The sequence below is a fragment of the Rhizobium grahamii genome, from assembly GCF_009498215.1.
In the GTDB taxonomy this organism is placed as follows: domain Bacteria; phylum Pseudomonadota; class Alphaproteobacteria; order Rhizobiales; family Rhizobiaceae; genus Rhizobium; species Rhizobium grahamii_A.
The window spans coordinates 207,868-220,630 of sequence record NZ_CP043499.1 but is presented as its reverse complement, the minus strand read 5'-3'; the positions used below and the strand labels follow the sequence as shown (position 1 = coordinate 220,630).

The 12,763-nt window shown below is 60.4% G+C and carries 12 protein-coding genes; 8 read left to right on the top strand and 4 right to left on the bottom strand.

The window, feature by feature from the left end:
• The first annotated feature begins 82 nt into the window (after positions 1-82).
• Complete coding sequence (locus tag FZ934_RS19910) at positions 83-1,219, top strand: ABC transporter ATP-binding protein (protein WP_153272663.1); 1,137 nt, start codon at positions 83-85, stop codon at positions 1,217-1,219.
• A 3-nt stretch (positions 1,220-1,222) separates the two neighbouring features.
• On the opposite strand, the gene FZ934_RS19905 is transcribed toward FZ934_RS19910, so the two are convergent.
• From FZ934_RS19905 to FZ934_RS19890, 4 genes are all read right to left on the bottom strand, one after another.
• Entirely contained in the window at positions 1,223-1,525 is a 303-nt protein-coding gene (locus tag FZ934_RS19905; RefSeq protein WP_153272662.1) for a hypothetical protein, read from the bottom strand.
• A 119-nt stretch (positions 1,526-1,644) separates the two neighbouring features.
• Entirely contained in the window at positions 1,645-2,745 is a 1,101-nt protein-coding gene (locus FZ934_RS19900; RefSeq protein ID WP_153272661.1) for a D-TA family PLP-dependent enzyme, read from the bottom strand.
• Positions 2,745-4,220 carry a M81 family metallopeptidase gene (locus FZ934_RS19895; protein WP_153272660.1) on the bottom strand — a complete coding sequence of 492 codons (1,476 nt, stop codon included), beginning with the start codon at positions 4,218-4,220 and terminating at the stop codon, positions 2,745-2,747. The genes FZ934_RS19900 and FZ934_RS19895 overlap by 1 nt, the downstream gene beginning before the upstream one ends.
• Before the next feature lie 21 nt (positions 4,221-4,241).
• Positions 4,242-4,727, bottom strand: coding sequence for a hypothetical protein (locus FZ934_RS19890; RefSeq protein WP_153272659.1), 486 nt, complete (start codon positions 4,725-4,727; stop codon positions 4,242-4,244).
• Between the two features lie 110 nt (positions 4,728-4,837).
• Between FZ934_RS19890 and FZ934_RS19885 the strand changes: the two genes are divergently transcribed.
• From FZ934_RS19885 to tehA, 7 genes are all read left to right on the top strand, one after another.
• The gene (locus tag FZ934_RS19885; protein ID WP_153272658.1) at positions 4,838-5,227 is read left to right on the top strand and encodes a RidA family protein; all 390 of its coding nucleotides are present in this window, start codon (positions 4,838-4,840) and stop codon (positions 5,225-5,227) included.
• 25 nt (positions 5,228-5,252) lie between these two features.
• Positions 5,253-6,116 carry a MurR/RpiR family transcriptional regulator gene (locus FZ934_RS19880; protein ID WP_153272657.1) on the top strand — a complete coding sequence of 288 codons (864 nt, stop codon included), beginning with the start codon at positions 5,253-5,255 and terminating at the stop codon, positions 6,114-6,116.
• Positions 6,117-6,148: 32 nt separating this feature from the next.
• A complete protein-coding gene (locus FZ934_RS19875; RefSeq protein ID WP_153272656.1) occupies positions 6,149-6,925 on the top strand; it encodes an SDR family oxidoreductase in 777 nt (258 codons plus the stop codon).
• 34 nt (positions 6,926-6,959) lie between these two features.
• Complete coding sequence (locus FZ934_RS19870; protein ID WP_153272655.1) at positions 6,960-8,879, top strand: beta-N-acetylhexosaminidase; 1,920 nt, start codon at positions 6,960-6,962, stop codon at positions 8,877-8,879.
• 10 nt (positions 8,880-8,889) lie between these two features.
• A complete protein-coding gene (locus tag FZ934_RS19865; RefSeq protein ID WP_153272654.1) occupies positions 8,890-10,326 on the top strand; it encodes a M81 family metallopeptidase in 1,437 nt (478 codons plus the stop codon).
• A gap of 91 nt (positions 10,327-10,417) precedes the next feature.
• Complete coding sequence (locus tag FZ934_RS19860) at positions 10,418-11,620, top strand: MFS transporter (RefSeq protein ID WP_153272653.1); 1,203 nt, start codon at positions 10,418-10,420, stop codon at positions 11,618-11,620.
• A gap of 76 nt (positions 11,621-11,696) precedes the next feature.
• Positions 11,697-12,710, top strand: a complete 1,014-nt coding sequence (gene tehA, locus FZ934_RS19855; RefSeq protein ID WP_153272652.1) for a dicarboxylate transporter/tellurite-resistance protein TehA — start codon at positions 11,697-11,699, stop codon at positions 12,708-12,710.
• Positions 12,711-12,763: the final 53 nt, after the last annotated feature.

Genomic DNA, 12,763 nt, shown 5'->3' with positions numbered 1-12,763 from the left:
TGTTGGGATCGCGGGCGCAACACCCGCGATCCTTTATCTATTATATGCAAGCGCCGGATGACGCGGCGACCGGAGACAGGTTTTGGGACAGCTTCTTCTCAACAAGGTTCAGAAGTTTTACGGCGACTTCGAGGTTCTCAAGGGCGTTCAGCTCGAGGTCAAGAACGGCGAGTTCGTTGTTTTCGTCGGCCCCTCCGGCTGCGGCAAGTCCACGTTGCTTCGTATGATCGCTGGTCTTGATGCGACGTCGGGCGGTGATATCGTTATCGATGGTCTGCGGGTCAACGACCTGCCGCCGGTCAAACGCGGCATCGCGATGGTCTTCCAGTCCTACGCACTCTATCCCCACATGAGCGTCTTCGAGAACATCGCCTTCCCGCTTCGCGTCGAAAAGATGGAAGAAGAGAAACTGAAGGCGAAGGTCGAGCACGCCGCGCGCATTCTTCATCTCGATCAGCGACTGCAGCAGAAGCCGGGCATGCTTTCGGGCGGCCAGCGTCAGCGCGTCGCGATCGGTCGAGCCATCGTGCGCGAACCGAAGATCTTCCTATTCGACGAGCCGTTGTCCAACCTCGATGCGGCGTTGCGCGCGGACATGCGCATCGAGCTCGCTAAGCTCCACCGGCAGCTGAAGGCCACGATGATCTACGTCACGCACGACCAGGTCGAGGCGATGACGATGGCAGACCGCATCGTGGTTCTCAACGCTGGCGAGATTGCCCAGACGGGCGCACCGCTTGAGCTCTACCACAAGCCGGCCAACATCTTCGTCGCCGGCTTCATCGGCAATCCGAAAATGAACTTCCTGAACGTCACCTGCAAGGCAGTCAGCGATGCTGGTGTCACTGTCGACTACAAGGGACAGACCGTGACGCTGCCGGTAACGCCGCGCGAGACTGCCGTCGGGAAGACGTTGACGCTCGGTGTTCGCCCGGAGCATATCCAGCTTGGGACGGGCGATATCACATTCACGGTCGTGCCGACCGTCATCGAGCGCCTTGGCGCCCAGACAGTCGCCTATGCATCGCTGGATGGTGAAGGAGAGAATTTCTGCGCGACGCTGCCGGGTAGCGCCAGCGTACGCCCCGAACAGCCTCTTACCGCGGGGATCAATCGCGTCGACTGCCATCTGTTCGACGAAAACGGTATCGCATTCGAGCGTCACGTCGAACTGACGGACATCGATGTTAACCTTCTGAGCCCAACGCCTGCTGTCTGATCTTTAACGATCAATGAAGTGATCAAAGAAGTCGTTGACCGGGTACGAATACGATCCGCGGTCAACGATGCCCTGGCGATACATGCAGCTCCTGAGAGCCGTGACGTAAAGCAGGGCGTCGTGCTGAACCGATCCTTGCCATGCGGCCTGGGGCTCGCAGTGGCGGTAGGCGCGATCAAAGCGGGCTTGTGTTTGCGGGTCTGAATCGACTCGCACCCCGCTATAGGTTTGCCATTCCGATGGCGCCTCTGCCGCTGAAATGCAGACAAAGCTCGCCGCTAAAGCAAAAGCGACAGACAATCTCATCGAAAGACCTCCCGGCACCTGCAACATGGGCCTCCGGAAGAAATGCGCTTCGCGCGTCAAACGTCAAGACGCGCGAAGTGGTGCCCCCTGGCATGCGATAAGTCTTGCTAAAGGCAGAGTTACCAGACGAGGCCGCGAGCCGCGACATCCTCTACACGCGTGACGACGCCGTCACGGTGAAACACCATGGTATCGAAGAGGTTGGACACTACGCAGGTGTGGTTCGGAACGATCCGAATCTTGTCGCCGATGGCAGGACGATCGCCAGAGCATTTCGACAGATCGATAACGCCGTGCTCTTCCGACAGGCCGGTAATAACCGCATCCGGATAGCCGACGACACTGCCGAAATCGGAAAAGCCGAGCAGATCCGATGTCAGCGCCTTTGAGCCGGCGTCGATCACGGCGCGATCGGGCGTCGGCCGTGAAACCACGGTTGCCAGAACGTGCATGGCGCACTCATCAAAGCTGCAATGGCCGGCCCGAACCATCGAGCGATCATTGTAGATGTAGGTTCCGGCCCGATGCTCGGTCGCCGCGGGCACGAGGTGCGCCTCAAACAAGCTGGGAGTGCCGCCATTGCTGACGATCGGGCAGGCAATCCCTTCGTTTTCGAGCAGTGCCAGAGCTGAACTCAGGAACGACTGCACCTCCTTGGCGGCGCCCGGCTTCGGATAGTTCAAAAGCCCGCCGAATGAGAGACCAGGCGCCTTGTCGATACGCCCGGCAAGCGAAACGGCCTCTTCCGGCGTCTGAACACCGCAGCGTCCTCCTCCGGTGTCGCATTCGACCAGCACGACAAGCGGCTTGCGCGCGCTGAACCAATCAGAAAGGCCATCGACGGTAACCGCACTGTCGGCCACCACCTTCAGGCCACCGATGCGTTCATTCAGCGCTGCCAACCGCTCGAGCTTCTGCGGGCCAAGAATATTGAACGTGATCAGGATGTCATCGAAGCCGGCAGCGGCAAAGACTTCGGCTTCGCTGATCTTCTGGCAGTTGATGCCTTTGGCACCAGCCGCGACCTGCTCGGCGGCAAGGGCGGGAATTTTATGCGTCTTGATATGGGGACGGAACGCGATGCCGTGGCTGTCCATGTAGGACTGCACTCGCGCTATGTTTGCCGCCAACCCATCTTCATCGATGATCGGCCGGGGGGTCGACAACTCGCCCAGCTTATCACCGGGCTTTGCAACAACGGCAAACGGATTGTCACTCATCAAACTGCTCCCTGCGTCAACCCGTGTGGGTCGTCTATCATCGGCCAAATATCCTTGCGAGCGCGACGGTACGGCGTCTTCGCTGGATTGTTCGGATAGGGCGTTCCCGCCGCGCAGTAAATGATCTCGGCTGCAATCTTCGAGAAAGATGCAAAGAAGTGATTGGTCGACTTGATGACCAGAATTTTCTTGGAGGTCGGCTCGATGCCCATAACCGAAAACAACGTCGGATCGAAACTCTGCGCCCGCGTCGAATTCAGGATGATGTCGATGCCATCAAGCACGATATGGGCAGAATCGCCGAAGGGCGCAAAGCTCTCGCCGAACCGCATTTCCGCGTTCGGAACGATCCTGACCACCTTCACGATACCATCGACCGGATTGCCCGTGCCCGGCGCTGACTTGGCGCCAAAGCGAAGCGGAATCTCGGCACCCTCGCCTGCAGCCATGCAGATCTGTACGGCCATAGGGTCCCAGATCGTTCCGATCGCCGCGTCTGTCACACCGCGCGCCAGTAGTTCTTCCAGGAGAACCGTCGCGTCGCCGGCCGTGCCGCCGCCCGGATTGTCCCACATATCGGCAATGACAACCGGCCAGGACGTTGCGGCGAGAGCCTCGCTGACCGCTTGCTTCTCGTCGATCTGCGGCATCATGAAGGTGCCGCGCTTCGCAAACAGCTCCATGCCCAGCTCACGCGCGAGTGCGCTTCCCTTGGCGGCGTTGTCGTTCGTCACGACGAGGAGCTTTGTGCCCATCTCCGGAACGTCGCCGGCCATGAAGCCGTGGATGACCGATATCGACAAGATGTCGGCATCCTCGCGCTCGATCTGCATGAGCTTGTCGACGAAGGACCGCATCGGATCACGCGATGTCGGGAAGACGTCGATCATCCGGCAGTCGAACACGGACATGACGGGGTTGACCCGTCCCTCCAGCGTATCGACCGCGATGCGCCAGAGATCTTCCGCCCGGTCCACAAAGTCCGTGTGCGGGAATTCCTTGAAGTAGACGAACACATCCGCAGCCGCGAAGCGTTTGGCGGTCAGATGGCTGTGCGGGTCCAACTCGGCGAAGATGCGGATGTCGGGACCGACAATCTCACGTACGCGCGATAGAATATCGCCTTCGGTATCCTCATAACCCGCCGCGACCATGGCGCCGTGGAGGCCGAGGACAACCGCATCGACGGGCATCGCAGCCTTCAGTTGCTCCAGCACCTCATCGCGAAGACCTTCATAGGCTGCGCGGTTGAGGAGGCCTGCTGGATCCGCCCATGCAGCCGTCCCCTCGATGAGTTCCCATCCCTTTTCCGCGCATACACGCCGACCGACCGTAATCGGAGCCGAACACAGGGTCGGTGTTTCCGGGTGCTGGCCGGGAGGTGCATATAGCGACGCTTCAAAGGCGCGTCGGTCGATGCAGATGGGCGAGAAGGTGTTGGTTTCGGTGGCGAGCGCTGCCGTGAATATCCGCAAGGTTTCGGCCTTTAGGTTAGATTAGCCCATCGGGTTCGGCAGATAGCCGGTAAAGCCGGAAATCTTCCAGCGACCCTCGTGCAGACGGCAGTAATAAAGTGTCTGCCACTGCATGACATCGCGCGTACCATCCGCCTTGGCGAGGCCGCCATCAAACTTCTTGCGCACGAGCGCCATGTCGCCGGAAATTTCGATGTCTTCCAATGTGGTCGTCGTGAAGATCGCCGTGCGGGTGTCTTCGGCAAAGCTCTCCTTCGCGAATTCCTTGGCCTGGCGCACCCATTCGTCGCGGTAGGCGGCAAGCGTCGGAAATGCCAGTCGCCAGTCATCGGGGCTCACCTTCTTGCGTCCGTCGATGCCGATGAAACCCTCTTCCACGAAGTCATGCTCCACCATTGACCAATCGGCGGCCAGGAATGCGTCGATATCGCGGTGAACGAGCATCTCCCAAATCGAATGACGTGCAACATCAGAAGCCGGGAAAGGATTCTTAAAAGGATCGCGCATTGGGTTCCCTATTGAAATTCTTTTCATGAATGTTGTTTTTCGCTGGTCAAATTCCGCTTTATATGGTCATTTGTCAACGCATCACGAAAATAATTTGCAAGGATCGGTCTATGTCCATCACTCGCTATGGCACGGTTCAAAAAGGCGCGGGCGGTAAGCCGCTGCCTTTTGCTCGGGCTGTCGAAGCCGACGGCTGGCTCTATGTTTCCGGTCAGGTTGCCATGGAAAATGGCGAGATTATCGACGGCAACATCGTCGCCCAGACCCATAAGACAATTCAGAACGTGCTCGCCATTCTCGAAGAGGCCGGATACGGCGTCGAGCACGTCGTGCGTTGCGGCGTGTGGCTTGATGATCCGCGCGATTTCTGGACGTTCAACAGCATCTACCAGCAATATTTCGGCGAACACCCGCCCGCGCGCGCCTGCGTTCAGTCGTCGATGATGGTCGATTGCAAGGTTGAAATCGACTGCGTTGCCTATAAGGCAAAGGAAAAGTAGCGCGAACGATCAGGGGGAGCCGGGCATGGATATTTTCTCGACATTGCAGGAAGAAAAGGCCCGGCTTTCGCCATCCGAGAACCGCATCGCGGATATTCTCCTCAATGACTTCGAGTTTGCGGTGAATGCGTCGATCATCGAACTCGCCGAGAAGGCAGACGTCTCTCCGCCGACCGTGACCCGCTTCTGTCGCCGGGTCGGTTGCGAAAGCTTTTCGGACTTCAAGGTCCAGCTCGCCCGCACGGCCTATGTCGGGATGCGCTACCTTCGCCCGGAACCGAAAAGCAGCAATCCGGCCGATGTCGCGCAGGATATCATCACCAAAGCCCAGAACGCGCTTTTCCTCTTGCACCGTTCGCTCGATCTGGCAGCTGTCGAGATGGCCGCCGAGCACCTCGCAAAGGCCGACATGATTTACGCCTTCGGTTCCGGCGGAAACTCCTCGATGATCGCAAGCGAACTGCAGAACCGGCTGTTTCGCTTCGGTCTTCGGGTAACCTCCAGCTCCGACCACGGCATGCAGCTCATGCTGGCCGCGGCCGCAAAGCCCAGCGACGTCATGATCGGCTCGTCATTTTCCGGGCGCAACGCCGAGCTCGTCCGCTCGTTTACGCTTGCACGGGAAGGCAAAGTCACAACGATCGCATTGACCCAGGCCGACAGTCCGGTGGCTCAAGTGGCCGACATAGTAGTCCCGATCGACCTCGCCGAGGGCAACAACATCTTTCGCCCGACGTCCACGCGCATTGCCTATCTTGCCGCCGTCGACATTCTCGCCAGCCTGGTGGCCTACAATATACAGCCGCAAGCGGCCGTGACTCTTCGTAAAATCAAGCAACAACTCGTCGCTCACCGCGATGGCGACGATCGCCAGCTCCTCGGTGACTGAGCGTCTCATGCCAATGAAAGGATGATGTAGAAATGACAAAAACGGTAGCGATCGTCACCGGCGCTGCGGGCGATATCGGACGGGCCATTGCCAGCCGGCTTGCCGACGACCATGACATCATCCTCCTGGTCGATATCGACATCGCTGCTGCGGAAAAGGCTGCCGCCACACTCGGGTCATCCGAGCGTTTCGTTGCAGTTGCCTGTGACGTGACGAGCATCGAAGGGACCGCCGCAATGGCAAAGCGGGCCGCAGCGCTCGGCACGGTCAAGACACTGGTCAACAATGCCGGCGCGGCGCGCGCGGTCAGCCTGCAGGCAACGACGGCGGACGATTGGCGTGCCGACAACGCATTGAACCTCGAGGCTCCGTTCCTTTGCTTCAGCGCCGTTGCGGAACTTCTGAAGGCTTCCAAGGGCTCCGTGATCAACATCGCCTCGGTTAACGGCATGAGTGTCTTCGGGCACCCCGCCTATAGCGCAGCCAAGGCAGGCCTGCTTCACCTGACAAAGCTGGTGGCAGTGGAATACGGGAAGTTCGGCATTCGCTCGAACGCCGTTGCTCCCGGCACGGTCAGAACGCAGGCCTGGGAAGCCCGTGCGGCTGCCAACCCCAACGTGTTCGAGGAAGCACGCCGGTGGTATCCGCTGCAGCGCGTTGTCGACCCGAAAGATGTGGCCAATGCCGTTGGCTTCCTTGCCGGTCCGCAGGCCGCGGCCATCACCGGCGTTTGCCTGCCGGTTGATTGCGGTCTCACAGCAGGCCAGGCGGAGCTCGCCCGGACCTTCTCGCAATCGGCAGACTACTGATACCCAATAATAAAAGAATAAGAGAGGAACGGATATGGGAACGGCTCCCTACCGCCTGGAAAGCACGTGGCAACCTGACGGCGGCCCGAACGGTCGGTTCACCTTCACGCTTTTCAACCTGTCGGATCGGCAGCTTTCAAGCTTCAAGCTCGTCTATACCTCGCTGACCCGTGTCATCGATCCGAAGGCCTGCGAGAACGCGACATTCCTGCGTCGCAACGCGAACTTCCACGAATTCGCACCGCCTTCGGGCCTGTCGCTGGATGCCGGTCAGAGCTGGACCTTTACCGTCAGCGGTCTGCATCGGCCGGCCCGCCATTGTACCGATGGTGCAAAATCGGCATACATCACGCTCGCGGACGGTAGCCATGTCGATGTGGCGGTGTCCGAGCTACTGCTGGAGGGACGCGTCAACGAGCCGCCGCCCGTGCTGCTGCCGAAAGGCGAACTGGACCTGCCGTTCGCCTTGCAGCCGTGGCCGGCTGAAATCGACGTCACGGCTGGCGAAGGCTTCCCCGTCGTTCTTTATCCCGCTGATGGCTCCTCCGTCGACGATATCCGTGCCGTATCGACCGTCCTGGCACTCTTTCATCGGCTCTTCGATAGCAGTCATGCGCCGTTCAATCTGGCGCCTTCCCCGCAGGGACGGGCACTGCGCTTCGTCACCGACACCGGGCTGGCGAAAGAAGCCTACCGGCTGGAATTCACGACAAATGCCATCACGATCCGCTATAGTGACAGCGCCGGCCGACAGTATGCGCTGACATCACTTGCGCAGTTGCTGCAAGGCGCACGCGGCACACCGGAAACATTCCGCTTCCCTGAAACCGGCACCATCGCCGACCAGCCACGCTACAGCTGGCGCGGTTGCCATCTGGACGTCTCGCGGCAGTTTTATCCGAGCGATGACATCAAGCGGCTCATCGACATTCTTGCCTGGTTCAAGCTGAACATCTTCCATTGGCATTTGACCGATGACGAGGCATGGCGCCTCGAAATCAAGGCGTACCCGGAGCTGACGACAACGGGCGTCCTTCGCGGCCCTGACGAGCCTTTGCTTCCGCAGCTCGGCAATGGCGCGCAACCGGTCGGCGGCTTCTACTCGCAGGATGACGTCCGCGACATCGTCTCGCATGCCACATCCCTTGGTGTCGAGGTCATTCCGGAGATTGATATTCCGGGCCACAGTTCCGCAACCCTCGTTGCCCTTCCGGATCTGACCGACGGGCAGGAAGCGCCGGACAGCTATCACTCCGTCCAGGGCTATCCGAACAATGCCCTCAATCCTGCAGTGCCCTTTACCTATGAGTTCCTTGAGAAGGTGCTCGACGAAATGGTCGAGCTCTTCCCCTCTTCCTACCTCCATATCGGCGGGGACGAGGTCGCGAACGGCTCGTGGCTTGCCTCCCCGCTCGCCAAGAAGCTGATGGAGCAGGAAGGAATTTCCGGTACCTTCGCGCTGCAGTCATATTTCCTCAAGCGCATCAAGGACATGCTGACGGCTCGTGGTCGCAAGCTGGCCGGGTGGAACGAAGTGTCTCACGGCGGCGGCGTTGCGGCTGAAGGCACACTGCTGATGGCCTGGGAAAATCCGCAGGTGGGGATCGATCTGGCACGTCAGGGCTACGAGGTGGTGATGACACCCGGGCAGGCCTACTATCTGGACATGGTCCAGGCGGAAGCCTTCCAGGAACCGGGCGCCAGCTGGGCCGGAACAGTTCCGCCGGCACATACCTACGCCTACGAGGCCGAGGGTGACTTCCCCGAGGACCTCAAGGACAGGATGAAGGGCGTGCAAGCATGCATCTGGTCCGAGCACTACCTGTCACGGGCCTATTTCAACCGTCTGGTATTCCCGCGCCTTCCGGCAATTGCCGAGGCGGCCTGGACGCCGAAAGCCAAAAAGAACTGGCAGCGCTTTGCCGCCATCGTTCCCCTGAGCCCCAAACTCTAGGAGAGTTTCCATGCGAATTGCCGTAGGCGGAATTCACACCGAGTGCAGCACCTACTCCCCGGTGCTGATGACGATTGAGGACTTCCGCGTCCTCCGGGGAACCGATCTGCTCGACGCCGAGTATTTCAACTTTCTCAACGCCGATGGCGTTGAGCACCTCCCGCTTCTGCACGCCCGGGCCGTGCCCGGCGGCCCCGTCTCGCACGCCGCCTACCAGGCGTTCAAGGCGGAATTCCTCGAGCGTCTCGAGGCATCCCTGCCGATCGATGGCCTCTATCTAGCCATGCATGGCGCGATGAATGTCGATGGCATGGATGACGCGGAAGGCGACTGGATTTCTGCAGCGCGCGCCGTCGTCGGGCCTGACTGCGTTGTCGCGGCGAGCTACGATCTCCACGGCAATGTCAGCCAGAAGATCATTGACCAGCTCGATATCTTCGCGGCCTATCGCACCGCGCCACATATCGATGTTCGTGAGACGATGGTGCGTGCATGGTCAATGCTGGTTGATGCCCTGAAGAGCGGCCAACGCCCCGGCGTCGCCTGGGCCCCGGTACCGGTTCTGCTGCCCGGCGAACGAACCTCCACCGAGGATCAACCCACCCGTTCTCTCTACGACATGCTGCCGCGTTTCGATGAGCGCGACGGCATACTCGATGCCAATCTCATGATCGGTTACGTCTGGGCGGACGAGCCGCGCGCGACGGCCTGCGGTGTCGTGACCGGCACCGACAAGGCTGCCGCAACTGCGGTGGCTGAAGAGATCGCCCGCTCCTATTGGGAGGCCCGCGAGGGCTTCCAGTTCGGCCCGGTGACCGGGCCGCTGCAGGCAATGCTTGATATTGCCGAGACGTGTGAGACGGCGCCGCTCATTCTCGCGGATTCCGCCGACAACCCGACGGGCGGCGGCGTCGGAGATCGTGCGGACGTCTTGAACGCCCTCCTCGCCCGCAAGTTTGAAAATGCGCTGGTTGCAGGCATCACCGACCGCCCTGCCGTCGAGGCATGCTTTGCGGCTGGCCTCGGAAAGACGCTGTCGCTGCGTATCGGCGGAAGCCTTGATCCATCGAGCACTCCGGCACTTGTGGAGGCCGAGGTGCTGTTCCTCGACAATCCAGGCCCGTTGCCGGAACGTCAGGCAGTGGTGCGCATCGGCGGCGTCACGGTCGTTCTGGCGGCACGTCGGCGCCCCTATCACAACATATCGGATTTCACCCGGCTCGGTCTTGCACCCGAAAAGGTCAGGCTGCTTGCGGTCAAGTCCGGATACCTTTCGCCGGAACTGGCCCCGATCGCCAACCCGAACCTGATGGCGCTGACGCAAGGCGTCGTAAACCAGGATATCGAGCATCTCGAAAGCAACCGCCGGCTCCGGCCCGCCTTCCCCTTCGATCGTGACTTCGATTTTCGACCGAGCGCACGTCTTTCTGCGCGTTGGCAGAGCTGAAACTCAGCTCTGGCAGGTTTGGCTCGCCCGAAACCTGCCAGAGCACGCTTGCCCGGCAACCGGGTGATTTGACCACGTTTAGACAGTACCGATGAACCGCCTCCTCCCAGCCGTTTTCCGCGCCCCCTCTATCCGGGTGAGCATGCTTGCAATTTTTGCCTTCGGCTTCGCGGGCGCTTCCACAGCGCCTTACCAGTCCATCATCGGAATCCGCGAGCTTGGCCTCAGCAACGGGCTCTACTCGGCGCTGATTTTCTGCGCAGCCGGTGTCAACGTCATCGTCAGCATCCTGCTCGGGAACCTGGCGGACAGACTGGGCGAATACCGAACCATGATGTTGACGGTCGCCGTTTTCGGTATGATCGGTTACGGCGCGGTCTATTTCGTGCCGACACAAATAACGTTCGTGATCGCCGCGCTGATTTTCCTGCCCGTCTTCTGGGCGCTCAACTCCCTGCTTTTCGGCAACGTGCGAGCAGCGACCCGCGACATGGAGCGAAACGACGTCGCCACCGTGAACTCCGGCGTCAGGGCGATGATCTCGCTCGCCTGGGTGCTGGTGCCGGGGTTGACAGCCGCCCTTCTGGCCAATTCCAACACCATGCTGCCGGCCTACCTGTTTGCGGCGCTCGCCTGTGTCGTCTGTTTTGCATTGATCGCCGGATTTCTGCCTCGGCAGCGCGGAACGGACAATGCGGCGACGCATCACCTGTCCTACCTCGCAGCGCTGGGTGAAGTCGTGTCACCGCCCGTTATGGTCCGGGTTGTGGCTGTCGCCCTGATCAGCAGCATGCTGCACGTCAATGGCACCATCTTTCCATTGATCGTCACCGGTGCGGCACATGGAACGGTGGCTGATGTCGGCGTTCTCATCGGGATCGTGGCGCTTCTCGAAGTCATCTTCATCTTCGTATGGGGTCGTGCGCAGAGAATGATGAGCCATGTGACCACCCTTGCGATCGGCACCGTAATCTATGTCGTTTACCTCGCGCTGCTGGGTCTGGCATCCGCACCCTGGCACGTCTTTGCGCTCACGATTTTCAGCGGGATCGGTGCGGCCGCGCTGATCAGCATTCCGATCACCTATCTCCAGGATCTCATCGCGGAGCGTCCCGGCCTCGGAAGCGCGCTTATCTCGGTCAACCTCTTTCTGAGCGCCGGGCTGAGCGCTCTGCTCTTCGCGCTGGGAACGGCCACAAGCAGCTATTCGGGTACCGCGCTGATAGCTGCTGCTGCCGGTTTGGTCGGTCTCGCCATGCTTCTGTTCTTCGATGGCAAGAGGCAGCGGAGATAAAGGCAAGCAACCTCTTGTCACTCATCCCGGAGTAACCGATGCTGCCGGCCACGATCGCGGCAAAGGATACTCTCGCATGTCCGACACTTCAGCCAAACCTCCACTCGACGTGACAGGCGTGCATGTCCGGATGCCGCGCATCCCGGCAGCTTTCTTCGGCATCGTGCTCGGATTGGCGGGCCTGACGAACAGCTGGCGTGCCGCGGCTCCAATCTGGAACTTGCCGCCGCAGATTGGCGAGGCCATCGGGATCGTGGCAGGCGTGGTGTGGCTGCTGCTCATTCTTCTCTACGCCGGCAAATGGCTGATCGACGCCAAAGCCGTTGCTGTCGAAGCGCAGCATCCGGTGCAATGCTGCTTCATCGGCCTCATCGGCGTTTCCACCATGCTAATAGCGATCGTGCTGCAACCTTACAGCCATGCTGCCGCGTTGGTGCTGTTTGCCGCCGGCGCGATCTTCACTCTGGTCTTCGCTCTCTGGCGGACCGGTATACTCTGGCGCGGCGATCGCGATCCAGCGGCTACAACGGCGGTGCTTTACCTGCCGACGGTTGCCGGTTCCTTCGTTATGGCGATAGCGGTATCCGCGTTCGGCTCGCCCGACTGGGGCCAGCTTGCTTTCGGCGCCGGCTTCTTTTCGTGGCTGGCGATCGAGTCCGTACTGCTGAACCGCCTGTACAACGCTCAACCTCTGGCTGAACCGTTGCGCCCGACCCTTGGCATCCAGCTTGCGCCGCCCGCAGTCGGCTGCGTTGCCTATCTCAGCGTCACGACCGGAACACCTGATATGCTCGCTCACGCCATGCTGGGCTACGCGATCCTTCAGCTTCTGCTGATGTTGCGATTGCTGCCATGGATCCGGCGGCAGCCCTTCGCGGCATCCTACTGGGCCTTCACCTTCGGCGTGACGGCGCTATCGACTGCGGCAAGCAAGATGGTAACGCGGAGCGACCCATCAGGCGCACTGCATATCCTCGCGCCGATCCTGTTTGTCGTCGCAAATGTGGTAGTGGGTGCTATAGCAATCGGAACCGCGCTGTTGCTGGTCCAAGGCAAACTCCTGCCGAGACCTGCCCCTACTCCGACCTGAGCATCGATGGCCGCAACGCGATCGTTTGAGCACGCGTTGCGGCCATAATCTAC

Excerpts from the sequence above, each read along its gene's own strand:
- FZ934_RS19875 (WP_153272656.1), top strand. The coding sequence starts at position 6,149 with ATGACAAAAACGGTAGCGATCGTCACCGGCGCTGCGGGCGATATCGGA.
- FZ934_RS19865 (WP_153272654.1), top strand. The coding sequence starts at position 8,890 with ATGCGAATTGCCGTAGGCGGAATTCACACCGAGTGCAGCACCTACTCC.
- FZ934_RS19870 (WP_153272655.1), top strand. The coding sequence starts at position 6,960 with ATGGGAACGGCTCCCTACCGCCTGGAAAGCACGTGGCAACCTGACGGC.
- tehA (WP_153272652.1), top strand. The coding sequence starts at position 11,697 with ATGTCCGACACTTCAGCCAAACCTCCACTCGACGTGACAGGCGTGCAT.
- FZ934_RS19900 (WP_153272661.1), bottom strand. The coding sequence starts at position 2,745 with ATGAGTGACAATCCGTTTGCCGTTGTTGCAAAGCCCGGTGATAAGCTG.
- FZ934_RS19880 (WP_153272657.1), top strand. The coding sequence starts at position 5,253 with ATGGATATTTTCTCGACATTGCAGGAAGAAAAGGCCCGGCTTTCGCCA.
- FZ934_RS19890 (WP_153272659.1), bottom strand. The coding sequence starts at position 4,727 with ATGCGCGATCCTTTTAAGAATCCTTTCCCGGCTTCTGATGTTGCACGT.
- FZ934_RS19905 (WP_153272662.1), bottom strand. The coding sequence starts at position 1,525 with ATGAGATTGTCTGTCGCTTTTGCTTTAGCGGCGAGCTTTGTCTGCATT.
- FZ934_RS19885 (WP_153272658.1), top strand. The coding sequence starts at position 4,838 with ATGTCCATCACTCGCTATGGCACGGTTCAAAAAGGCGCGGGCGGTAAG.
- FZ934_RS19860 (WP_153272653.1), top strand. The coding sequence starts at position 10,418 with ATGAACCGCCTCCTCCCAGCCGTTTTCCGCGCCCCCTCTATCCGGGTG.